The sequence below is a fragment of the Burkholderia mycopellens genome, assembly GCF_964265025.1.
In the GTDB taxonomy this organism is placed as follows: Bacteria; Pseudomonadota; Gammaproteobacteria; order Burkholderiales; family Burkholderiaceae; genus Burkholderia.
The window spans coordinates 3,595,768-3,618,238 of record NZ_OZ183802.1 but is presented as its reverse complement, the minus strand read 5'-3'; the positions used below and the strand labels follow the sequence as shown (position 1 = coordinate 3,618,238).

The following is a 22,471-nucleotide window of genomic DNA, read 5'->3' as shown; positions in this document are numbered from 1 at the left end:
CGGGCGCGTCACGAGCCGGCCAGCGCCGGCCCCCACTCAGGCAAGTGCGCAGCCGGTTCCGTTCGCGCGGAGCGTGGCTGCGGCATGCCGCAACGGCGGCGCGGCCGCCCGGCTGCCGGACGAGCAATCGGCGTCCGGCCGGTCGGTTTCACGCGTAAAATTACAGTCTTGGCCGCAAAAAGCGCGCTCGGCGCGCCGCTGCGGCAACAGTCACGTTTAGAGAAGTCGCATTGCGCAGAACAGGGGTGGGACCATCATGAACACCATGCTTTATCCGGAACTTTACCGATCGCTCGAAGCTGTCCGCTGGGACATGGAGAAGGACATTCCGTGGGACAAGTTCGACGCTTCGCTGCTCACCGACGAGCAGGCGAAGACGATCAAGATGAACGCGATCACCGAATGGTCGGCGCTGCCCGCGACGGAAATGTTCCTGCGCGACAACCAGCACGACAGCGACTTTTCCGCGTTCATGAGCGTGTGGTTCTTCGAGGAGCAGAAGCATTCGCTCGTGCTGATGGAATACCTGCGCCGCTTCCGGCCGGAGATGGTGCCGACCGAAGAGGAACTGCACGCGGTGCGCTTCGAATTCGATCCGGCGCCGCCGCTCGAGACGCTGATGCTGCACTTCTGCGGCGAGATCCGTCTGAACCACTGGTACCGCTGCGCGGCCGACTGGCATACCGAGCCGGTCATCAAGCAGATCTACGAAACGATCTCGCGCGATGAAGCGCGCCATGGCGGCGCGTACCTGCGCTACATGAAGAAGGCGCTGAACAACTGCGGCGACGTTGCGCGTGCCGCGTTCGCGAAGATCGGCGTGCTGATGGCGTCGGCGCGCCGCACCGAGAAGCCGCTGCACCCGACCAACCTGCACGTGAACCAGGCGCTGTTTCCGCGCGACACCGTGCAGTCGCGCCTGCCCGATCCGGAATGGCTCGAGCGCTGGCTCGACGAGCAGATCCGGTTCGACGGCGAGTGGGAAAAGAAGGTCGTCGAGCGGATCCTGCACAACCTGTCGATCCTGTTCGAGCGCACGTTCGCGACCGCGCAGGAACTGAACCGCTATCGCAAGGAAGTGACCAGCCGCCTGCAGGCCGAAAGCGGCCCGTCGTCGGCCGCGCAGCCGGCCTGAGGCCGGTTGGCGCCGCGGCAGCCGGCGTGAATCGCGCCGGCCGTGCTGCGCGATGTCGTATCCGTTGCATGAAGCCCGCCCGGTCAATCCGGCGGGCTTTTTATCTGGCGCCGCCGCGCGCGCCGTTGTTCATTCCGTCCAGCCTCCATCATGTCCGCCACCTTCGAACGCAAGCTGATCACCCGTGATGCCCTCGTCGCCCTGCGTGCGTCACTGCCGTCACCCGTCGTGTTCACCAACGGCGTATTCGACATCCTGCATCGCGGCCACGTCACGTATCTTGCCGACGCCAAAGCGCTCGGCGCATGCCTGATCGTCGGTGTGAACAGCGACGCGTCGGTACGCATGCTCGGCAAGGGCGACGACCGGCCGATCAATCGCGAGGAAGACCGCGCGGCGCTGCTCGCGGCGCTGGAAAGCGTCGACTGGGTCGTGACGTTCGAGGAAAAGACGCCGGTGTCGCTGATCGAGGCCGTCCGGCCGGACATTCTCGTGAAGGGGGGCGACTACGACATGGATGCGTTGCCGGAATCGGCGCTGGTGCGCGGCTGGGGCGGCCGCGCGCTGGCGATTCCGTTCGAGCACGATCGCTCGACCACCGCGTTGCTGAAGAAGGTGCGCGGTTAAGATGCTGCAAGATTCGAAGGCGTCCCGCTCGGCCCTTATTTAAAGCGGTTTCTGGCGATTGGTGGTGCCGTATAGTTCCGTGAAGTGTCGTACAATCCGCAATTTTTCCGGGTACTTTTTCGGGTAGATTTTGGGGCTGTTTAGACATGGCGGAATGCCTTCTTCGTGATGTTCAGTGCCGCACGGCCAAGCCGCGCGAGCGCGTCTATCGACTCAGCGACGGCGGCGGCCTCGCGCTTCTCGTCCGGCCGACCGGCCATAAGTATTGGCAGTACCGTTACTCGAAACCTGACGGCCGAGAGGGCTTGATCCAGATCGGCCCGTATCCCCGCGTGACGCTTGAGGCAGCGCGGTCCGCTCGCAATACGCACCGCGAGGTTGTGTGGCGAGGCGACGATCCGGCGATCTTGCGTAAGCAGGAGAAGGCCGAGCGGAAGGCCAAGGTTGTTTCAGCACTAACGTTCAAGCAATGCGCGCTGGCCTACGTTGAGGCGCGCAGTGCCGAATGGAGTAGCGAGAAGTATCGGCAGCTTTGGGTTCGCTCGCTGGCCGCCTATGCCTATCCGGTTATCGGTGCGTTGCGCCCCGCTGACGTCACGACGGACTTGGTGATGCGGGTGCTAGAGCCACTCTGGTTGACCAAGAACGAGACGGCGTCTCGTTTGCGCGCGCGTATCGAGACCATTCTGGACTGGGCGAAGGTTCGCGGGTTGCGCAGTGGCGAGAATCCGGCGCGATGGACGGGGCACCTTGAACAGCTTCTTGCGTCCCCGCGCAAGGTCAAGCAGGTGCAGCACTATGCGGCATTGCCGTACGCCGACATCGGCGCGTTTATGGTCGAACTGCGCGCAGTGTCGGGCACGGCCGCCCGGCTGCTTGAATATACGATTCTGACGGCGGTGCGTTCAAACGAATCCATGGGGGCGGCTTCGAGCGAGGTGGATCTGCAAGGGACGGCCTGGGAAATTCCACCGGCGCGAATGAAGGCCAAGCGTTCCCACCGCGTGCCGTTGTCGTCGTCCGCTCTCGCCTTGCTGAACAGTCTGCCGCAAACAGGGGGGGGACCTGTATTCGAGGGCACGAAGGCGGGGCGTCCGCTCGCGCACAGTGCGATGCGCGTGCTGTTGGAGGCAATGGGGCGTGCTGACCTGACGGTCCACGGCTTCCGCTCGACCTTTCGCGACTGGGCGGCCGAGTGTTCGCCGTTTCCGAACGAGGTGGTCGAGATGGCGCTCGCTCACGCGATCCGCGACAAGACGGAAGCGGCCTACCGACGTGGCGATCTGTTCGAGAAGCGCCGTGCGCTGATGCAGGCGTGGGCCGACTACATCGAGCAGGAAGTAAAGGCCGCGATGACCAAGGCCGCTGCCTGACCACCCGACCACCGCACTGACCACCCTGCAAAACGCAACGAGCCGCGCGTGCGACGCGGCTCGAATCACCCGCACGGGCAACGCGCCAGGGAGGACCCGCCTTGCCTATGGGCCGCCGCCGAGCCGTAAATATGACCCCCTTGCTGCACACCTCCCACCGAATTTTCAGAATTGGCGCAACACTGTCGACAACCTGCATTTCGGTATGAATATGACCCCCCTTGGGGTGTCGCGGCTAGAGAGAAAACGCGGGTGTGAGCCCCCGCATGTTGGCTTATGTACAGGGTCCCTTGCTTGTCCGGTCGACTATCGACTCTTTCGGTGGGCGTAACAATGTCGATCGGGTGCGTTTCACGTACACCGCCCTAGAAATCACGCGTTCTGGGGCGTGAAGTCCCCTGAAATCCTTGTCCTGTATGGATTCTGGTTCGACTCGAACGCGCTGCACGAATCCGCTCAGTGCAAAACGAGTTGGAGGTTTGGAGGAAATGGTCTGAGTCGACCCCAAAGCCTTGTGGGCTAAGGCTTTGCGTTCCTCCAAACGCGTTGGAGGGTGCTGGAGGTTTTGGAGGGAAATTTTCGTCTATTGTTGCAAATGCGGAAAGAATCGCGGAAGCCGCCCGCCCAGTTCCATCTGGAACGTATCTCACCCAAAGTCACTTTGGCACCGGACGGGAATTGCCGCGCAAAGGAATGCCCGCCACCGCCCCTCCACGGCGGCGGCGCATCTTACAAATCGAGCGCGAAGATCGACGGCAACACGCGATAGACCATCGCCGGGCCGTGTCCGGGGATATCCTCCTTGCGATACGGATAGCCGTCCGTGCGGGGCCTGAGCACGCCCCGCTTCTTCAACGCTTCGGCCACCATCTTGTAATCGAACCCGGCACACACTTCCTCGCGGAACACGCTCGACTCGATCAGATATTCGGTCTCGACGTTCTCCGCGTCGTCGGCGCTCATCTTGTCGCCGAACTCCGTGTAGTAATCCTGATCCGATGCGATGGCCGCGTCGCGCTGGCTGCGCTTCAGGAGCCGCTTCCAGCCCGCTCGATGCGGCACGTTCGGCCGGTGGTCATCCTTCGACCGGTGCATCCACACGAAACGGTTGTCGCCGTGCGCGGCCAGGAAATACCGCACCTGCCGCACGGCTTCCGCCTCGTCCGAATTGCCGGTTCCGCCGCGTAGGTCGAGCCAGCCATCGAAACAGCTTTTTGCGGCTGCGACCGATTCGCCCGGTGGCCAGCCCGTCAGCCCGTGCGCCGTCGCCAGCTCGCCGGCTACCGCAACGAGGCAGAACCGCTTGGCGACGCGTGCGACCTGCGAATGCGAGCCGTCCGGCACCCATTGCCCGACCAGCTCGTCGACGCGCACACGCAGATGCTCGGCCAGCTCGCCGGCCTGCGACGACGCCCACTCGATGAACGCGGGGCCGGCCGTGCCGTAGTGCATGCCGGCGTGCCGCTCTAGATGCTCGATCAGCGCGGCCGGCGTCGGGAAGCCGTGCAGCTTCTCCACGACGCCCATTTCGCCGACCTCGGCCGGGATCGCCGGCAAGCGCACCTCGATACCGCCTTTCATCGGCTTGTTGCCTTCGGCCATCAGCGCGGACACGCTCTTTTCGCCGTTCGACAGGAACAGCAGCCGCCACGTGAGCACGGGCTTGGCCGAGCCGCTACGCGACGCACGGGCCTTGCCCGACTCGTTCGCAAGCATGTAGATCACATCGCCGACCAAGCGCGGCTCGACCTGCCCGATTTCATCGAGGATCAGCAGCGCGTCGCTATGCTGCGTGGCCACGGCTTCGAGCGCGTTGTCGGTCGCCTTCCAGCTCCGCACGTAGTCCGGCGAGCCGAACACGGATGCGGCGATGACGCCGCCCGTCGACTTACCCTTGGACGTCGTGCCGAGCAGGTGAAAGCCGCCCGACTGGAGCCCGGAGAAGTGCAGCAGCGGACCAGCGAAGGCGGTAGCGACGCAGAATAGCAGCCGGCTATTGCCGACGCAGTAGGCTGCGACCTCGCGCTGCCAGTCGTCCAGCGTGCCGCGCTCCTTGAATTGGCTTTGGATCGGCGTGTCTGCCTGATAGATCAGCGCCTCCTTGCCCGTCCCGATCACGCGATCGGGCAGCACGAACGCGCCGTGATGCCAGCCGACGCGCGGCACGCAGCGCACGCGCTCGTCCGGCTGCGCCATCTGCACATAGTTCGCGATCTGCGTACGGGCGATCTGCGTCACGCCGAGCTTCACGCCCATATCGAGCAGCATGCGGCGCAGCTCCGTACCGTCGCCGGCAAAGAGGCCCGCCGGCACCGCCCACCGTTTCAGGATGCCGTCGCGATCGGTGAATTCGAGCAGGTAGCCCCACTCGCTGTTCATCTCGTTTCGCGTCTCCGCGATCACGTCGATACGCGTGCTGACCCAATGCGGCGGCAGTGGGTCGCCCTGATTGTTGAAGCCGTGAAACCACACACCCTTGTCGTCGACGACGAACCGCGACTTGCCGTCCTGCGCGCGGGCCGTTTTCGGGCGCTTGGCGGGCTTCGCGGCGGGCGGCGCAGCCTTGCCCTTGCCGGCATCTGCCGAGCCGGCCGGTGCGAGCGCAGCGCGCACGGCGGCGGCCACCGCATCGGGGCCAACGTGCGCCGCCAGATCGTTGAAGTCGGTCCCGGCCGCCGGGCGATCTGGGCCGAAGTCGGGCACGGCCACGATGCCGGCGACGGCCTCGGCCGCTGCGCGCGCCTTCGTCACGCCCGGATTGCCCTTCGTCGTGTGGTCGTCATCCGCACATACGACGATGCGGGCGTCCGGATACTGGCCGCGCAGTGCCGTCGCCACCGCGTGCAGGTTGCCGGCGTCGAACGCGACGGCGGCTGGATAGCCGGTCGCGGCCGCGAGCGTCGCGCATGTGGCGTAACCCTCGCCAATCAGCAGCGTGGACGATACCGGCTCGCCGATCAACGAGAAGCAGCCCGCCTTGCGGCCGTTCGGCAGATAGCGTTTCTGGCCGTCTGTCAGGACGAACTCCAGCGTCCACAGCTTGCCGTCCGCGTCACGGGCAGGGATGACGAGTGCGCCGTCGCATGCGGCCGTGCCGATGCACAAGCCGCCGCGATAGACGCGTAGCGCGTCGACCGGGATGCGCTTGCGTGCAAGGTAGGGATGATCGGCCGGCGCAGGCTCGGCCGCCGACCAGATCGATTCGGCGAGCGTCGACGCGGCTTGCTGTTTCTCGGTCAGCTCCGCCAGCTCGGCCGCTTCGCGGGCCGCGCGCTCGGCTTTCTGCCGCTCGCGCTCCGCTGGATCGACCGGCTTCGCTCGATGCGCACGCGGATCGAAGCCGCCGTGTTTGGCAAGGTGGAACAGCGTGTTGATGGTGATCTTGCCGCCCTTGAACGACTTCCACACATCGCGCGCGTCCTTGCCGTTGTAATTTTGCGCGCCTTGGCTCCATTCGTTCCAGAGGGCGAAGCCCTCCTCGCCAAACTCGGCCTTAAGCGCCATCCCCACCTGACTCCACGTGTCGCGGTCGTCGGGCGGGACATAGCCGAGCGCGACTCTCGCCCGCTCGAATTCGGACATGGGTGCGTTACTCATAGGTTCCCACTAGACGCGCGTCGGTCGGCTTCCGATTAGTAGTCCATATCGGACAAGCAGTTACCCGACGCGCGAAGAATTGAATGATGCGAGGGTGCCTAGCGGCGAGCGTCAGCCGGCCGCGCGCGGCACCGACAGAACGGCCCCGCCGGCCGTGACGTCATTGCTGTAGACGTAGCGGCCGAGCCGCGACTCGCCGAGTGCGTCGTTCGCCGCCTCCAGCGCCGCGCCGATCGACGGCAGGGACGCGCGGAACAGGCTCAGCACCAGCCAGTAGTCGTCATCGGACATGGCCTTGTGCGCCGCCCATTGCAGGCTGTCCAGCAGCTCCATTGCATCGCTGATGCGCGTGCCGATGCGGTTGCCGTCCGGCCGGTTCACCTCGGCCACGAAGTGCGACGCGAGCGGTTGCATGGTTTTCGTGTTCGTCTTTGCCATGATTCCCCTCAGTGCGTCGTGCGCGGTTCGCGCGTGACCAGGCCGAGCGCCGCGAACAGGTGCTGCTGCACGCGGCCCATCAGGCCGGCCGCGAATGCTTGCCGGCTGACCGCGACGCGGTGCGTGTCGACCTCGCCGGCTTCCTGCATGGCCGTTTCCAGCCCGCGCGTGAACGCGGCGGCCTGATGCGCGGCATAGTCGTGCAGGCGCACGTTACCCTTCAGGTCGAGCCATGCGTCGGCGCAGATCGCACCCAGGTCGACGGCGAATTGCAGCTCGATCGGCGCGCCCGTATCGAGCGGCGGGGCGTTGTCGAATCCGTCGACAACGGCGGTACGGATGCGTTGCTCAGACATGGCTCACCTCCGGCTTCGACAGGCGGCGCATGCTGGCCGAGTACTGGCTCGCCACGTCACGGCCCATCTCGACTAGCGAACGCTCGTAGGTGAACTCGTCAAGATGCTGACGAACGGCGTCAAACAAGGCTTCGAGATTGGCGAATTGATCGGCCGCACACAGGGCGATCATGGACGCTTCTTGCAGCAGACCTTGATTAGCCATGCCGCACCTCCGCACGGACGAGCGCCGCGATGGCGGCCAGCGCTGCGCCGGTCGCATCGAGTGCGGACTGATACGTGTCGGCGGTTGCCGCGTCACGCAAGGCGCGACGGATAATCGACTGGATGACTTGGGGTTGAAGCCCGGTATGGGCGTGCGCAGACTGGCGCATGGTGCGACCTCTTCGGTTGACGTTGAGGCCCGCATCCCGGTTCCAAACGGGGGTGGGCGGGCACATTGGCAGGGTTGGAACACCGGCAACCGAAGGAACCGGCACGGCCGAAGCCGTCCCTACCAAGGCCCGCCCATAGAAAAAGGCGCGCAAAGGCGGTACGCACAAAAAAGCCGCTGTGCGCGGCTGTGCGCTTCGATTGATCGGGGTTCCACGCCCGGACGCTGCTGTTTCAGCGACACCCACAGGATACCGCGCGGTGCCAGACGACGCAAATCGCAATGCCCCTCGCCGCGCATTGCCAAGCGCAAAGTGACTTTGGGTGAGCATCAGGCGGCCTCCCCCTTGAGTACGGCGGTCGCCAGCTTGAGCCGTTCGATATCTAGTTGCTCGCTGTGCTGCGTCAGTGATTGGCCGAGCGCGACGCCTCGCAGCAGGGCGCTGACTTCCAAGCGCCGCGTCACGTCAGTGCATTGCGCATCGATGTCGTGGTAAAGCGCGCGATAGGCTTTCAGCAGGTGTCGATATTGCCGGCGACGGTAGCCGGCGGCATCCTGTTCGGCAGCGCCGATCGCCTGGACGAATTTCTCGCAGGCGTAGCCAAGTTGCTTTGTCGTCAGGCGCGGGGCTTCAAGCGCCAGCGTCGAGGCGAGCGTGACGGCGATCGCCACGAGCTTGCCGGCATCGTCGCCACGATTCCAGAAGCATCCCTCGATGTCATCGAGGATTCCGGCGAGCTTGCGGAGTCGGGCGTCGCGGCAACGCACGAATGCGGCGTCGCGGGCCGTGACGGCTGCGCCCATCGCGCGACCATACGGGCCGCCGCGACTGATCAGCGGGGCGTGCGCGCTCATACCTGCCCCCGCGTCGACTGACGGGATTCAATCCATTGCTGGATGTCGTTCGCGCGCCAGCCGACGCTCCTTGTCCCCAACTGGACCGGCGCTGGAAATTTGCCCTCGCGAATCCAGCGATACAGTGTGGTTTTCTTGACGCCGACGTGATCGAGCACGCCAATAAGACGAAGCAGTTTTAAAGCCATTTTCTACCTAGAAAACGGCCTGTTCCGAGGGAGGGAGCGGTGATAGGGCTGTATAAAATCACAGCACTATCGAAAAAACGCAGGCGATGAAAATTCCACACAGGGCGTGTGGAGGGGCTTGACGCGGCGCGCCACCCCCCTTATTGTTCGCATCGACTACAGTGCTTCACTATCTTCCACAAAGATGTGATAGCTGTGGTGTTCCCTCCACGGAACAGGCTCCCAAGCCAAAAAAATCGCCGGGGGTTGTGTTGGTAGCACGCTCCCGGCACCTCTTCTGTCGGCTTGGCGCAGTCTGCTTGAACCAAGCTTTCCCGCGCTTTCCCCTTCCAAACGTATAGCCCATAAGGGCCGCAGGCGTTCGTCCGAGTGCCGACAAGGGCGTAATTATATCGAAAGGGGTGCGCCCCTAAAAGCACTGTTTCGGTGCGGATGACGTCGCCATGACGCCGCTTTGTAGCCCTCGTCGTGCCGTTTGGTGCCGTGACGTTCCGCGCAGCGTTCGCCGCAGAGGCGCACGCAATCGATTGATGCCGGTCGGAATGCGAATTTACGAGAAGTATTTTCCAATTGATCGCCCGAATCAGGGGAAAGCACCTGTTTGGATGCCTTTCATGGCGAAACATTTCTAATTTCACTTTTGGCAACAATGCTGGGTGGTCGCCTGTCAGTTTCGACATGCAATGCAGCATTCGTCTCGGCTTGATATTAGGACCGTTCTCACTCCACGCGGCTGGGTGTCGTTCTCACCATCCCTGACAATTCTGCCCGTGGGCCTTCCGAGGGCTTTGTGGTATACGTCAGAGCTTATCGCGGTACATTGGGGTAGGCCCGAGCGCTAATCAGCCCCACGTTTCTGCGACAGATTCTAGGGCGCACGGGCGGCCCAGCGGCATCGTGCGCCCGGATCAAGGGATAAGAACAATGCAGAACACGGCACAAGCCCTGAGAGACCTTGCGCTGGGGCCGCAGCACAACCGGCAAGTGCAAATCAGCTTTCCGGACGATAACGCACCTTACAAAATCCTGCTACCGAATGCATTCGAGGCAGTTGAGGCGGTATCGAAGGATTTCGCGTACAAGATCGAAATCTTGTCGGACAACGATCATCTCGCACCGAAGGATTTCATCGGCAAGCGCGTCACGATCAGCTTGACGCGCGGCGACGGGAGCAGCCGATATTTCAACGGCTATATCTTCGCGTTCCGGCACGTTCGCACAGACGGCGGCTGGGTGTTCTATGAGGCGCACGTCGGCCCGTGGTTACGCTACCTGAAGTACAGCCAGCACAATCGCCTGTTCCTCGATCAAAACCTGCACGATCAGACCGCGACGGTCTTCCAGGATTACGGCGTGTTGTCCGACTGGGCGTGGCAGGTCGGCGAGGACGATCCCCGCATGACGATGGCCTGTCAGTTCGATGAAGACGACCACAATTACGTGCATCGGCGCTGGGAGCACGCGGGCTATCTGTACTGGTACGAACACACGGCCACGTCGCACAAGTTGACCGTCTCCGATCCGACGCGTCCTGCGCCCGCGATCGACGGCAAGGCTCACGAAATCCGTTTTCACAATGGCATGGGGGCGGAGGAATCGGACAGCATTCTGAGCTGGTCCCCGTTCCAGCAGACCACGTCGACGCACGCGGAACTGTCCCGTTTCGACTTCAAGACCCCGACGCCGACCCACGTTCAAACGAGCCTGTCGAGCCCCGAAGCCACGCTGCCGCAACTCGAATGGAACGAGTACGCCGGCGCGTACGGTTATCGGAACATGGAGCACGGGTATCAGATCGTCAATCGCCGCATGGAGGAAATCGAAGCGACGATCAAGCGCTTCGATGCGAAGGGCAACAATCGTTTCGTGCAGCCGGGCCGCTGGTTCCAATTGACGGATCGTTATGGCTCGGCACTGAGTCGCGATCCGAGCGACGACGAGTACCTGATCATCGCAGTCCGGCACGTAGCGACCAACAACTATCTTCAGGACACGGGTGTGGTGGCGGAATACCGCAACGAGTTCACGTGCGTTCCCAGGGCAACGCCGTGGCGGCCAGGGCGCGGCTTCAACAGCGTCGACACGAAGATTCTCGCACCGCAGACAGCGACCGTCGTCGGTCAATCCGGCACGAGCATTCACACCGACGAGCACGGTCGCGTCCTGGTTCAATTCCACTGGGATCGCGACGGCAAGTACTCGACGTGGGTCCGGGTCGCGAGTGGCTGGGCAGGAGGCGGCCAGGGGATGGCGGCGCTGCCCCGCATCGGTTCCGAAGTCATCGTCCAATGGCTCGACGGTAATCCGGACCATCCGATCATCACGGGCCGCGTGATGAACGCGCGCAACGTGCCGTCGTGGAAGTTGCCGGACGAGAATCCGCTGATGGGGATTCGCAGCCGGGAACTGACCGGCGCGGACGGCAACGCGTCGGCCGGCCGCAGCAATCAGCTTATTTTCGACGACACGGCGAACGCTATTCAGACGCAACTCCGGTCCGACCATGCGGCCAGCCAACTGTCGCTCGGCAAGATTACCCGCATCGAGGACTGGCAGGGGCGCAAGGACGCCCGTGGCGAGGGCTTCGAGCTGCGTACCGATGAGATTGGCGCGATCCGCACCGGCAAGGGTATGGTGATCAGTACTGAGGTGCGTCCGGCGGCCAAGGGGCATCTCTCCGACGTAAGCGAACCGGCATCGCGGCTGACCAAAGCGCAAACGTTACATGCGCAGTCGGCCAAGCTCGCGCAGCACTATCAGGCGCAGGACAGCGGCGCGGGCCAGACGCCGATCGCCGACGCGCTGAAGTCACAGGTGGATGGTATTCAGGGCGCGGGGGCGACGGGCGGTAGCGACAAGGGCGATTTCCCGGAGCTCAACGAAGCGCACCTGCTGCTGGCCGGCGCGGCCGGTATCGCCGTTACGACGCCCGCGACGGCGCATGTGACTGGCGGGCAGCACGTGGCCGTCACGGCTGGCGAAAGCGTGTCGATTGCGACGGGCAAGTCGTTATTTGCCAGCGTCTCCGACAGGTTCTCGCTGTTCGTGCACAAGATGGGGATGAAGCTGATCGCCGCGAGCGGCAAGGTGCAGGTGCACGCGGAAAACGACGAGCTGGAGCTACTGGCGAAGAAGGTCCTGTCGATCATCAGCACGACGGACTGGATCAACATCACCGCCAAGCAGGGCATTCGCCTGACCGCAGGCAATAGCAAGCTCGAAGTCAGCCAGGCCGGCATCATCGGCTACACACCCGGCGAAAACAAGATTCACGCCGGTAGTCACGATACAGTTGGCCCACAGAGCGTGCCGGCCAAGTTCCCCGGCTCCGATCTCTGCGCACCGGTTGCGCAGGACGCCGCGCAAAGCGGTCAGGCGTCGGTTGCTCTTTCCTAACCCGATGAACGCCGCTACCACTCCCATGCTGTCCGTCGACGAATCAGCAACGCCGCTCACGCGGGGTTTTCTGCTGGTTGAACCTACGATGCTCGTCCACACACCGGACCTCGCGGCGATCGATATGCGCCCTTGTACGCCGCGCGTGCTGGCGCATCGCGAAGAGTTGATGCCTCGCCTGATCGATCTCGGGGCGCTCGATCCGCAGGATCGGCATATCGCCCTAGAGCGTTGGCGGGAAGAGGTCGAGACCGAGCGGCCGCCTGTTGTGTGCGCGTGGCTCGATACCCAGTCCAGCGCCGACACGCTGGTCGAACATATCGCCCGTTATTTGGTCGGCCCCGGTGCGCACGGCCAATCCGTGTTCTGGCGGTATTACGATCCGCGCGTTCTCAGTCTGACGCTCGCGGTTCTCGAACCGGACCAGCGACGCGCCTTGCTCGGGCCGATCGACGCTTGGCAGTTTGCATGGGCGGGCCATCGTTGGTCGGTCGACGCGCCAGGGGCGAAGGCCGAACCGGAGGGCCAACCGACCGGCTGGCCTCGCCCGGACCAATGGCCGCGCCTCGATCGCAGCGAAGTTGCCGAGCAGGTGCGTCAGCGACTGCCCGCGCTAACGCTTGATCAGGCCGCACGGCTGCCGGCCGCGATCGATCAGGCGTTGCATGCTTTTGCCGATCAAGATGTCCCAAGCACCGATGCGCTGGTGGAGCACACGGTACAGCACGTACAGCAAGATTTGTTAGCCGAATAACACCGGCATCCCAATACGAATATTCCGAGGCTCAAGGATCACACTATGGCGACCATCCCAGGCTGTCCGATCTGCGATCGCGACTCACTGTTGATCTACCCCGTCCGCTACGCAATTGCGTGTCCACGCGGTGCGGCCAAAGCGCCTGCGCTGTCTGGTAATTTCCGGATCGACGCGCGCGCCCCTCAGGCCGTCGCGACGGCCAAGTACACCTTGCGGTCGCTGCGGCAAGGCTATCTGTACACCTATGACGAGAAACGCAAGAAACTGCGTGCGTTCATGGTGCTGGATGACGGCGTGCTGTGGCAATTCGCACCCAGCATCGTGCCGCCGCCCGGTAATGCGGCCGAGGACAACCTGACCCAGAATATTTGTCCGTCCAGCGACATGGCCCCCGAGTCCTATGGTCGCTGCGTGGGTGTCCAACATACCCCCGGCAGTGACGAAGCCACGAACCTCTGGATCGGTTGGTCCAACGTGCGTTGGACTCGGGACGTGGTCTTCAACAAGGTCGGCGACGCCGCGTGGCGCAAGCAACATATGCAGTGCATCAACGTTCCGGCGATGGTTGCCGGCAGCGCGGCCGACACAGGCGAGTTTCAGGCGACGCGCAGCAAGATCGCCCACTTCACGATGGACGATCGTGCGATGAAAGAGGCGTTCGGCTTCAGCAATCGCTCGCCCAAGGACGAAATCAAGCTGCATCAGCGTCATGCCGACGAGCGCATCGGCGCGGTGATGGCTGAATCGCCTCTCAAGAAAGGCTTTGTCGTCGCCGTCAACGATCCGGTCGGGATCACCAACGATCTGTCCGAACTCACGGTTCCGAACCTGAACAACGGATTTGACGCGGGGCTTTACTGGAAGTACGTTTCGGCGCAACTCCTTGAGCGGGCCGAGGCGGGCATTCGGGCAAATGCAAAAATGGCGACCAAAGTTAGTTACGCTGCGTCAGAAGCGGCGAACATGGCGAATGACTCCAAGATGCCTCCGACTCCAATGTCTGGCGAATCGGTCGACGCCGCCCTTATGTATCGGGTTGTGAAGGGATGGTTCAAGACCGGGAGCTTGCAGAAGGCAACAGACGAAGACGACAGGCGTGCGCATAACGTGCCGGAGGCGGCGAACGAATCCGCCAACGAGGCATGGGACGACGCGTATTACAAGAAGGGGCCGGACGGCAAGCCGCAGATCGGCCCGGACGGCAAACCCGTGACCGTGATCGATACCCAAGCGCTGCAACGCTTCCGCGATAACGAGTACCCGCATGCGCTCGACGCGTTCAAGCCGAAATGGGCGCCGCTTGTGCAGGCGCATGCCGACTGGCTCAAATCACAGTTGCTTGCCGACTGGATGGCCGGCAATCACGACACGAAGGACCTGCGCAGCGGGTACGCGTACAGCGAATCATGCGCGCAGTCCATCGGCGCAGCGGCCGGTACGGAAGCGTGCCAGAAAGTGCTCAATGACTGGTTGAACGGCCAAGCCTCCGACGCCCGCAATTTGTACGTACGTGCGCTGATGTTCAACCAGGAAACCTTGATGAAGGCCGCCGATGCGCAGGTGCACGGCTCGGACATTCAGTACGAGAACATCCTGAACCTCTACAAGGAAGCCTTCAAGCAGATCGAGAAATTGGGTAATGCCGCGAATCTACGCGATCGACTTGTTGTGGCCACGGCAAACACGATCGTCAATGTGCTGGTGAAGGGCGGGAAAGGCGCAGCCATTGGCTTCGCGACGATCCGGTTGTCGCTGCATGCAGGCGTGTCGATCAAGGCCGCCCATATAACGCCAGCCGAGATGCGTAACTGGGTGCTCAAGCAGGGCGACGCACTGGGTTTGAACATGGATGGCGATCGGCTCGAACGGCAGGCTGCTGCCGCCAATATCCGTCGCGAGGTCTTCAAGGCTGCGCCGCCCTCTGACGAGGCAGTTTTTGCCTATGCGATCGACACCGATGCTTGGGTGAAGTCAGGCAAGATGGACGCCAGTGAGGTTAAAGCGATCAAGCTTCCGGGCGTGGAGATGACCCGCAAATGGCTTGGGTCGTCGTCTCCTGTCGAATTCAATCAAGGCATCGCCACCGCAATCTTCCAGCTCGCGACGCTGAGATTCGCTTACAAGGATTTCGACGGTAGCGATCGCTTCAACCATAACGAAACCTTGCTCAAGCTCTGGGGATCAATCGCTTCGATCATCGGTAACGTCGTTGAGACGGTCTCCGATACCGTCGCCAAGGCTCCCGAGCACCCGCTCTCCGCATTCCTCATGAAACATTGGTCTTGGTTCAATCGAGACACGGCCGAAGCGGGTGTTCTGGCCGGTCGCGTGATCGGAGCTGCTGCCGGCGTCATTCTCTCAGGTTATGACCTGTTTAAGAATGCCCCAGAGGCCTTTCAAAATCATGAAAAAAACTTGGGCTGGCTATATGTATTAAGTGGGTCTCTTGGTGCGTATATCGCAATTTCACCATTGCTCTCGATGGTTCCCTTCATCGCCGCTTGGATGCCGCCTCTCTGGCCGGTTCTGGTGGTCGCGATCGCGATTGGCTTTGTGATCGTGTACTTCAAATCTGCAGCCATTAACGATTGGGTATCACGATGCAAGTTCAGCAAGACACCGGGCTATCAGTCGATGAACGAAGAACTGAAGGCTTTTAACTCGGCGATGGCGGGGTGAGCCATGGACGAGCGCTTGATGAATATGAAGAAGTGTATCGGTGCGCCGATTCCCGAATGGGACTGGGCGCACCGTCTGTCAACCACACAACCAGTTGGCCCTGAAGTCAAGGATCTGGGGACAATTTTTAGCGTTAACTCAACCTTCATGGATGTGATCGACCCCGCGTTCCTAGACAAGCAATGGGTCATCCTGGCAGTTTTGGTTGCTTTTATGGCAATGGGTATCGGACCGTATGTTTATTGGTTGACTAACATTCGTTATCCCGATGCCGGTGGTGTCATCGGAAATATTTTTTCGATCTTTGTTTCATTTGTTTTCGGCTCGATCGCCTGGCGACTTGGTCGCGGTCTGTTCTTTGGTCTACTGTACCGGCCGATCCGCTTCCACCGTGCCTCGCGCTTGCTTTACTCGATTCGCGATCGGCGGTTCTTCGCGAAGCGCGGCGAAGGCGATGTCGTGTGGGAAGCGCCTTGGTCGGACGACGCGATCTTCTGCTTACATCGTGAAGTGTCACCTTACGGTACGGTGTTTCATATCCGGCACTACACAGTTGACGATCAGGGCAACGTGACACAGGTATTCTCGATCGGTCGTGAGTGGACCAGTTCACAAACCCGGCTGGCGCTGGCGCAGTGGAACTACTGGTGCATGTACATGAACAATGGTCCGCACGGTCTCCCCAAGCCGATGCTGTTTCATACTCAGCATGAAACGCCGCGCGAATCATTCTTGTTTGCGTTGTACAACTTCGGTATGAACGTGGCGTTGTTCATGCGTCTACTGACGTTGCCGATAGTTCTGTTGTTCACCGCCATGCGGATGATCGCGAATGCGACCTGTCGCGCGCCGATTTGGCCGGATGCGATCGCGCGTATCTCTACGATTGCTCCTGACGATCTCTATGCCGAACCGCGCGCAAGTACTCCAGTCGGTTGGGCTGCGACAGTGCTGGCCCAGCAACGTGGAGACTATCCGGACGACGATCATTCGCGAGTCCCAAACTGGGCGCGGGAGCCGGATGGTCTCAAATACGCGGCCGCCTGGCTCAAGGACCCCACCACGGCTGCTACTGGGCCGCGAGACGAAACATGAAAGACGAAAACGGACGCGGCGTGATTCGCCTGCAAGACAAGACGACCCATGGTGGCGAAGTCATCACCGCGAGCGACGATCTGACGGCGCTGGGCGTTCCGGTTGCCCTGAAGGATCACCTGACATGGTGTCCGAAGTGCGGCGGCCAGTTCAGGATCATTCCGCAAAACAGTACGCGCAATCACCACGGTACGCCGGTCGCCTTTCATGACGACCTGACGGAGTGTGGGGCGCGACTGATTTCGTCGCTTGAATAGAGGTATCGCGCATGAGCGGTTCGGTAGGTCGGATGGAAAAAGTAACTTTGACGGGTGCGTCGCCTCGCAACACCGTCTTGATATCCGATGCTCAACGTGAAGCGCTGCGTGCCGACATTCGTCAGCGGCTCGTTACCGCGTTGATGCGCTCGGGCGACGCCGTCACTGATCCGAAGCTCGCTCGCTTGCCTGGGCCAGTTCGCTACCGGGTTACGGGCGCGCTCGCCGCGTGGGACGCGCTGCGAGCCGCAACAGATCGCGTAGCGTCGCCGACTCTGACCGAGATGTTGCGGTCAGACGGCATCTTGCGACTGACGCGCTATTTCGATCGCTTCACGCGGGACCTCCTGCCGCACGGTGCTGTCGGCCGCTCGGCTGACGCGCTCGCCGGGGTGGCTCAGTACAGCGCCGTGTGGCTGGCGTTCGAGGTTCGACGAGGGGCTTTCTACGAGCCGACCCCGCCGTTGCATCGCCTGCTCGACGCTGCCTATATCGCGGAGGACGTGCCGATCGGCATGCTCAAGATGCCGACCGATACGTTATGCATCATTCCCGAACCCACCCGCTGGAAACAAGCCGGCGACATCGAGGCGATCGCGATCTTCAAGAACGAACGGTCGATCGGATTTGCGACTTGGTTAATGCCCGGCGGCCCCAGCGACGGCGCGGCAATGGATTCGATTACGCTGCCGCTTGAGGACCCCGACAAGACGATCCGTGAACTAGTCGATGAGTTGTTCCAGCGGCCCCCGGCTGACGGATTGCCCGACCTGCCCGATTCTCAGCAGTTTTGGCGCAACGCCTTGGATTATGCGATCAAGATGCTGTTGTACCTCAACGCGCGCGACCCACAGGTCGTGCACGATCGCGCTTATTCGAATGCGTCACGACATTTTCCGGGACTCGGCAAGCGCAAGCGCACGGAACGCCTCGCGGAAATCGAACAACTCTACGACCGACACGTCGTCGGCCCCGCGATTCTCGACGCCGAGGCGGCCGGATCAGTCCCATCGGACGGCTTACAGCGCGAAGTGAGTGGTCACTGGCGGCGGCCGCACTTCCGGATGCAGCCGTACGGCCCACAGGCGGCATTACGCAAACTTATCTTCGTCGGCCCGACGCTCGTGCGCCCCGACCGACTGGGGCTGTAGCTGAATGGATCACCTGCTGTCGCATTACGAATACGAACTCGGGTTGTTCGCGCGGGCCTTGGGCGATTTCGCCATCCGCTATCCGAAGATCGCCGCCCGGCTCGGCATCCAGAGCGGCCGGACCGATGATCTGCATGCGACGCGTCTGATTCAAACCTTTTCGTTTCTTGCCGCGCACCTCGATTCGAAGCTGGCCGACGACTATCCCGAATTCACCGAGGCGCTGCTTGAGATTGTCCACCCGCACTATCTGCGCACCGTGCCATCCTGCGCGATTGCCCGATTCGAGCCACGGGCGATCGTCGGTCAACTGACAGAACCGGTCGTCGTGCCGCGCGGCGTGGCGCTAAATGCACGCACGGCCCCGGTACGATTCCGGTCGGCCTACGACGTGACCATCTCGCCGCTGCAAGTCCGGTCCGCACGGTATGCGCCGACGACGCTCGCGCCATCGGCCGTAAGAGTGCCGGCCGACGCAACCGGCGTGCTGTCGATCAGCTTCACGTCGGCCGCTGGTCCGTTCACGGCGGCCATTCCAGACGATCCCATACGCATCTACCTTGCCGGCGAGCGGCCGTTTGCTTCGTCGCTGCTGGACGCCTTGCTGTTGCGCGCGGCCGCCGCGTACGTCGAGGTCGATCGATGCGGGCGCTGGCGAGCGTTGTCGAAAGTACCGTTCGAAGCGGTCGGTTTCTCCGACTACGAACGCTTGCTTCCGGACAGCCGAACCACCAGCCGGACCGCGACCACATATCGTTACCTTCTGGAATATTTCGCGTTTCCGGAGCTGTTCGATTTCGTCGACCTCGACATGGGACGCGTGCTGCGCGCAGCGAGCGCCCCTGACGCTCGGGAACTGACCTTGCATGTCGTATTGCGCGGCACGCCGGCCGAGTCGTTCGCCGCGCAGACGCTCGCGTCGCTCGACGAAACGGCGTTCAAGCTGTTCTGCACGCCTGTCGTGAATCTGTTCTCGCAGCCGGCCCAGCCTATTGTGCTCAAAGGGCAGGATGCCTATCCGGTCCAGCCTATGCGACTGGCGAAGCATTCGCCGCTGGGCGTGTATTCGGTCGACGCGGTATATCTGGGCGAGTTGTCCAAGAAAAATGACAAAGACGAGGACATGCCACTCGAAACTGATCGACCCCGAATCCCGGTGCGGCCGTATCAGGCCCTCAGTCACGATCCGCGCCGCGATTCGTCGGCGGTCTACTGGGTCGCGTTCCGCGATCGCGATGACCGATCGTCCGGCCGCCAAACCATGATGTTGTCGCTGGTCGGACTGGATGGACAATCGACCCAGCCGAAGCTGCCGCAAATTGACGTAATAACGACGGTGACCAATCGCGACCTGCCGGCACGCTTGCCGATCGGCAATGCGGTGGGCGATCTGCTGCTTGAAAGCAAGGCGCTCGATTGCCCGATTCAGTTGATCACGCGGCCGACATTGACGGCCGAGCTGCCGCGCGGCAACGGCGCGTTGTGGCGTGTGCTGTCGACCTTATCACCGCATCCGCTCGACCTGACGCGTGACGGGCTGTCGGGCTTAAAAGCATTTCTTCGGCTGCACGCGGTGCGCACGACGCCGCTCGCGCAGCGTTGCATCGATGCGATCACTGACTTGGACTACAAGCCGGCGATCAAATGGATGTCGCTGGATAACCAGTTCCCGTCATTCGTTCGCGGCATCGAGATCCTGCTGTCGCTTGACGAGACCGCGCTACGTGAGGTCAGTCTGGTTGTGTTCACGAAACTGCTCGAACGGTTCTTCGCGCCATACGGGCCGACGAACAGCTATGTTCAACTGGTGGTCCGTTCGGTGCAGACCGGCCAGGAACTGACGCGAGGCGCAGCCACGCCCGGCACGCAGCCGCTGATCTGATCGCGAGCCGGTCTCATCACAATCGGATAAAGGTGTGAGGTGGAGACGGCATCAAATCGCGATCGCCCCCACCTTGCGTTGATGCTTCACATTCAGTGCCGCGCCGAACGGTTTGCCTCGCCGCCATACCGGGCCAGCCAGTATCGCGAAGCTGTCAGGCGCAGCGTGTCGTGTCGCCGCTGCAAGTCTTCTTCTCCCAGCTCAGTGAGTTCGCGTATCGCTTGCAACACGTAGCGTCGATCTTCGTCGCGCATTTCGACGTGTAGCGCGAATCGAGCGATGGCGGTCAATCGGGAGTAGTGTGTCGCGACGTGCTGGAACGACTCCAACGCGGACTGCACCGCGCTTTCAAGTACAGCGATGTCGCGGGGAAGCATGGGGTCGCGCGCGTGGGGCGCGGTAGGGAATTTGTCATCGGGTGTCACGTTTGGCCTGCCCTCTACTTGGGGTCCGCGCCTACCGCGATGAAGCAATGAGGTGGGCGGGCACGATAACGAGGTTGGTCGACCGGCCCTGTAACCACCAACCGGCAGGCCCGAAGGCCTCCCCGCCACGGCCCGCCCGTAAACAGGCGTGCACAAGCAGACGCACGACCTGCCGGAGCAGGTGTGCGGGTTACAGGTTTAGCGGGCGACCAAGCCCACACTACCGCTGTATTGGTAGCGCTTTGACTCTAGCATGACCTCCAGTCGACGTACAGGCCGATTCGTCTGATTAAACAAGGGGCGCGGTTGAAGCAAATCAATGCGGGGCGCGCTCGCAGTTACGACCCCATCCGTTTTATCGATCGTAGGCTCATTGGGATTTGCGTGTCCGAAACCGAACCCTTACGGACAGTGCCGTTTCACCCTGTCCGAAAGTAACGGTTGAAGTATTTTGGACAGGGTTATATATTCGGACATCTATTTCGTACAGATTGAGTGCCCGATATGTCCCGAACCTTCGCTTATGCCCGCGTCAGCACGTCCGACCAGACCACCGCGAACCAGTTGCGTGAGATCGAGGCGGCCGGCTTCTCGGTCGACATGCGCCGCGTCGTGTCGGAGAGCATCTCGGGGAGCGTGAGCGCCGATCAGCGGCCGGGCTTCGCAAAGTTACTTGACCGGATGGAAGAAGGCGATGTGCTGATCGTGACGAAGCTCGATCGGCTCGGCCGCAACGCAATGGACGTGCGAGCCACGGTCGAGGGTTTGGCCGAGCGCGGTGTCCGGGTTCATTGTCTCGCCCTGGGCGGTGTCGACCTGACGAGCGCGGCGGGCCGGATGACGATGCAGGTGTTGAGCGCGGTAGCCGAGTTCGAACGCGATCTGCTGATCGAGCGAACACATGCCGGCATTGCTCGCGCGAAGGCGGAAGGGAAAACGATGGGCCGTCCGTCCGCCCTGTCCGACGAACAGCGGGCGGACGTGCTGCGCGAGCTGGACGCTGGGACGAGCGTGGCCGGGCTTGCCCGGCGATTCTGCACGAGCCGCCAGACGATCATGCGGGTCCGCGACGCGGCGTAACGCCCCACCCTTCCAAAGTCACTTTTCACGGGCCGCAAGGCCCGTTTCTGTTTCTGCGCGCGGAGGGGACGGCGGCACGGGAGATTCTTTGCGCGCAGCGTTCCAGATTGTGAGGCAATGCCCGAGACGGTCGCCGTCGCTCGATGTGCTGACGGTTTCCCTCCAACTTTCCCTCCAGAAAAATAGGGAGTTTGGAGGGAACTTGGAGGTAAAAAATATCAATTAAAACAAACGCATAAACAACTTCCCTCCAAACCTCCAAGTATTTCGCGATTTTTCAGGCAGAAAAAGCGAAAAAATACGCAGGAAAGGGGGCTCGGCAATGGCGGCAAAGGCCGGGTATCTGTCCGGGTACTTTTGAGGGCTGTTTCCTTGAAGCCCTTTATCTGAAAGGGTTCAATCCTCCTGAAGAAGGTGCGCGCGCAACAGTCCTGAGCGCTGTCCGGCGCCGTCAGGGCGCGGACGCCGCGAGCGGCTCGGCCGTGACGGCAGGCGGCGTGATCGGGCCGCCGACGACGGGCTGGTCGGTTGCCTGCGCGAGCGGCGTCACGCGCAGCGCATCGGGCCGCACCTGCCGCGCCAGCACGCCCGGTTCGCGCGGGCCGGCCGCCGGCAGCGGCCCGAACACGCCGCGTGCCGCCACGAACGCAAGCATGTTGGCGAGAAAGAGAACAGCGATCAGCCAGCGCAGCATCGTCGACACTCCTCGTCGTCATTGACGTGGTTCACGTCATTCAATCGGGCCGGCCGCATCGCCGGCTATTTCACGCCTTCCGGTGACCGTGCGTGCGGGCTGCCGTCGTGGCG

20 protein-coding genes are annotated in these 22,471 nt (G+C 62.3%); 11 read left to right on the top strand and 9 right to left on the bottom strand.

The window, feature by feature from the left end:
* The first annotated feature begins 256 nt into the window (after positions 1-256).
* From ACPTTC_RS16870 to ACPTTC_RS16860, 3 genes are all read left to right on the top strand, one after another.
* A complete protein-coding gene (locus ACPTTC_RS16870; RefSeq protein WP_048023863.1) occupies positions 257-1,135 on the top strand; it encodes a diiron oxygenase in 879 nt (292 codons plus the stop codon).
* A 150-nt stretch (positions 1,136-1,285) separates the two neighbouring features.
* Complete coding sequence (gene rfaE2 / locus ACPTTC_RS16865; RefSeq protein ID WP_423393137.1) at positions 1,286-1,762, top strand: D-glycero-beta-D-manno-heptose 1-phosphate adenylyltransferase; 477 nt, start codon at positions 1,286-1,288, stop codon at positions 1,760-1,762.
* Between the two features lie 146 nt (positions 1,763-1,908).
* The gene (locus ACPTTC_RS16860) at positions 1,909-3,135 is read left to right on the top strand and encodes a tyrosine-type recombinase/integrase (protein WP_423393136.1); all 1,227 of its coding nucleotides are present in this window, start codon (positions 1,909-1,911) and stop codon (positions 3,133-3,135) included.
* A gap of 729 nt (positions 3,136-3,864) precedes the next feature.
* Here the strand turns inward: ACPTTC_RS16860 and ACPTTC_RS16855 are convergent.
* The 7 genes from ACPTTC_RS16855 to ACPTTC_RS16825 form a co-directional block, all read right to left on the bottom strand.
* A complete protein-coding gene (locus ACPTTC_RS16855; protein ID WP_423393135.1) occupies positions 3,865-6,717 on the bottom strand; it encodes a DUF927 domain-containing protein in 2,853 nt (950 codons plus the stop codon).
* A gap of 126 nt (positions 6,718-6,843) precedes the next feature.
* On the bottom strand, positions 6,844-7,170 hold the full coding sequence (locus tag ACPTTC_RS16850; protein WP_423393134.1) for a hypothetical protein: 327 nt from the start codon (positions 7,168-7,170) through the stop codon (positions 6,844-6,846).
* Positions 7,171-7,178: 8 nt separating this feature from the next.
* Positions 7,179-7,526: a hypothetical protein gene (locus ACPTTC_RS16845; RefSeq protein WP_423393133.1), complete on the bottom strand. Its 348-nt coding sequence runs from the start codon at positions 7,524-7,526 to the stop codon at positions 7,179-7,181.
* Positions 7,519-7,731 (bottom strand): hypothetical protein, encoded by a 213-nt coding sequence (locus ACPTTC_RS16840; protein ID WP_423393132.1) that lies wholly within the window; start codon positions 7,729-7,731, stop codon positions 7,519-7,521. The genes ACPTTC_RS16845 and ACPTTC_RS16840 overlap by 8 nt, the downstream gene beginning before the upstream one ends.
* A complete protein-coding gene (locus tag ACPTTC_RS16835; protein WP_423393131.1) occupies positions 7,724-7,900 on the bottom strand; it encodes a hypothetical protein in 177 nt (58 codons plus the stop codon). Before ACPTTC_RS16835 ends, ACPTTC_RS16840 begins: the two co-directional genes overlap by 8 nt.
* 329 nt (positions 7,901-8,229) lie before the next feature.
* On the bottom strand, positions 8,230-8,754 hold the full coding sequence (locus ACPTTC_RS16830; protein WP_423393130.1) for a hypothetical protein: 525 nt from the start codon (positions 8,752-8,754) through the stop codon (positions 8,230-8,232).
* Complete coding sequence (locus ACPTTC_RS16825; RefSeq protein ID WP_423393129.1) at positions 8,751-8,942, bottom strand: helix-turn-helix transcriptional regulator; 192 nt, start codon at positions 8,940-8,942, stop codon at positions 8,751-8,753. The genes ACPTTC_RS16830 and ACPTTC_RS16825 overlap by 4 nt, the downstream gene beginning before the upstream one ends.
* Positions 8,943-9,866: 924 nt before the next feature.
* Between ACPTTC_RS16825 and ACPTTC_RS16820 the strand changes: the two genes are divergently transcribed.
* Genes ACPTTC_RS16820 through tssF form a run of 7 tightly spaced genes read left to right on the top strand, consistent with a single transcriptional unit; the run spans position 9,867 to position 20,159 of the window.
* A complete protein-coding gene (locus ACPTTC_RS16820) occupies positions 9,867-12,338 on the top strand; it encodes a type VI secretion system Vgr family protein (protein ID WP_423393128.1) in 2,472 nt (823 codons plus the stop codon).
* Between the two features lie 25 nt (positions 12,339-12,363).
* Positions 12,364-13,092: a DUF4123 domain-containing protein gene (locus ACPTTC_RS16815; protein ID WP_423393127.1), complete on the top strand. Its 729-nt coding sequence runs from the start codon at positions 12,364-12,366 to the stop codon at positions 13,090-13,092.
* A 45-nt stretch (positions 13,093-13,137) separates the two neighbouring features.
* A complete protein-coding gene (locus tag ACPTTC_RS16810; protein WP_423393126.1) occupies positions 13,138-15,774 on the top strand; it encodes a T6SS effector BTH_I2691 family protein in 2,637 nt (878 codons plus the stop codon).
* A gap of 18 nt (positions 15,775-15,792) precedes the next feature.
* Positions 15,793-16,869 (top strand): DUF6708 domain-containing protein, encoded by a 1,077-nt coding sequence (locus ACPTTC_RS16805; RefSeq protein ID WP_423393125.1) that lies wholly within the window; start codon positions 15,793-15,795, stop codon positions 16,867-16,869.
* On the top strand, positions 16,866-17,126 hold the full coding sequence (locus ACPTTC_RS16800) for a PAAR domain-containing protein (protein WP_423393124.1): 261 nt from the start codon (positions 16,866-16,868) through the stop codon (positions 17,124-17,126). The genes ACPTTC_RS16805 and ACPTTC_RS16800 overlap by 4 nt, the downstream gene beginning before the upstream one ends.
* Positions 17,127-17,137: 11 nt before the next feature.
* On the top strand, positions 17,138-18,277 hold the full coding sequence (locus tag ACPTTC_RS16795) for a hypothetical protein (RefSeq protein ID WP_423393123.1): 1,140 nt from the start codon (positions 17,138-17,140) through the stop codon (positions 18,275-18,277).
* Between the two features lie 4 nt (positions 18,278-18,281).
* On the top strand, positions 18,282-20,159 hold the full coding sequence (tssF, locus tag ACPTTC_RS16790; protein ID WP_423393122.1) for a type VI secretion system baseplate subunit TssF: 1,878 nt from the start codon (positions 18,282-18,284) through the stop codon (positions 20,157-20,159).
* 92 nt (positions 20,160-20,251) lie between these two features.
* On the opposite strand, the gene ACPTTC_RS16785 is transcribed toward tssF, so the two are convergent.
* Complete coding sequence (locus ACPTTC_RS16785; RefSeq protein WP_423393121.1) at positions 20,252-20,536, bottom strand: hypothetical protein; 285 nt, start codon at positions 20,534-20,536, stop codon at positions 20,252-20,254.
* 552 nt (positions 20,537-21,088) lie between these two features.
* On the opposite strand from ACPTTC_RS16785, the gene ACPTTC_RS16780 reads away from it, so the two are divergent.
* On the top strand, positions 21,089-21,664 hold the full coding sequence (locus ACPTTC_RS16780) for a recombinase family protein (RefSeq protein WP_423393120.1): 576 nt from the start codon (positions 21,089-21,091) through the stop codon (positions 21,662-21,664).
* A 451-nt stretch (positions 21,665-22,115) separates the two neighbouring features.
* Here ACPTTC_RS16780 and ACPTTC_RS16775 read toward each other — a convergent pair whose 3' ends face one another.
* Positions 22,116-22,358 carry a hypothetical protein gene (locus ACPTTC_RS16775; RefSeq protein WP_226200987.1) on the bottom strand — a complete coding sequence of 81 codons (243 nt, stop codon included), beginning with the start codon at positions 22,356-22,358 and terminating at the stop codon, positions 22,116-22,118.
* Between the last annotated feature and the right edge of the window lie 113 nt (positions 22,359-22,471).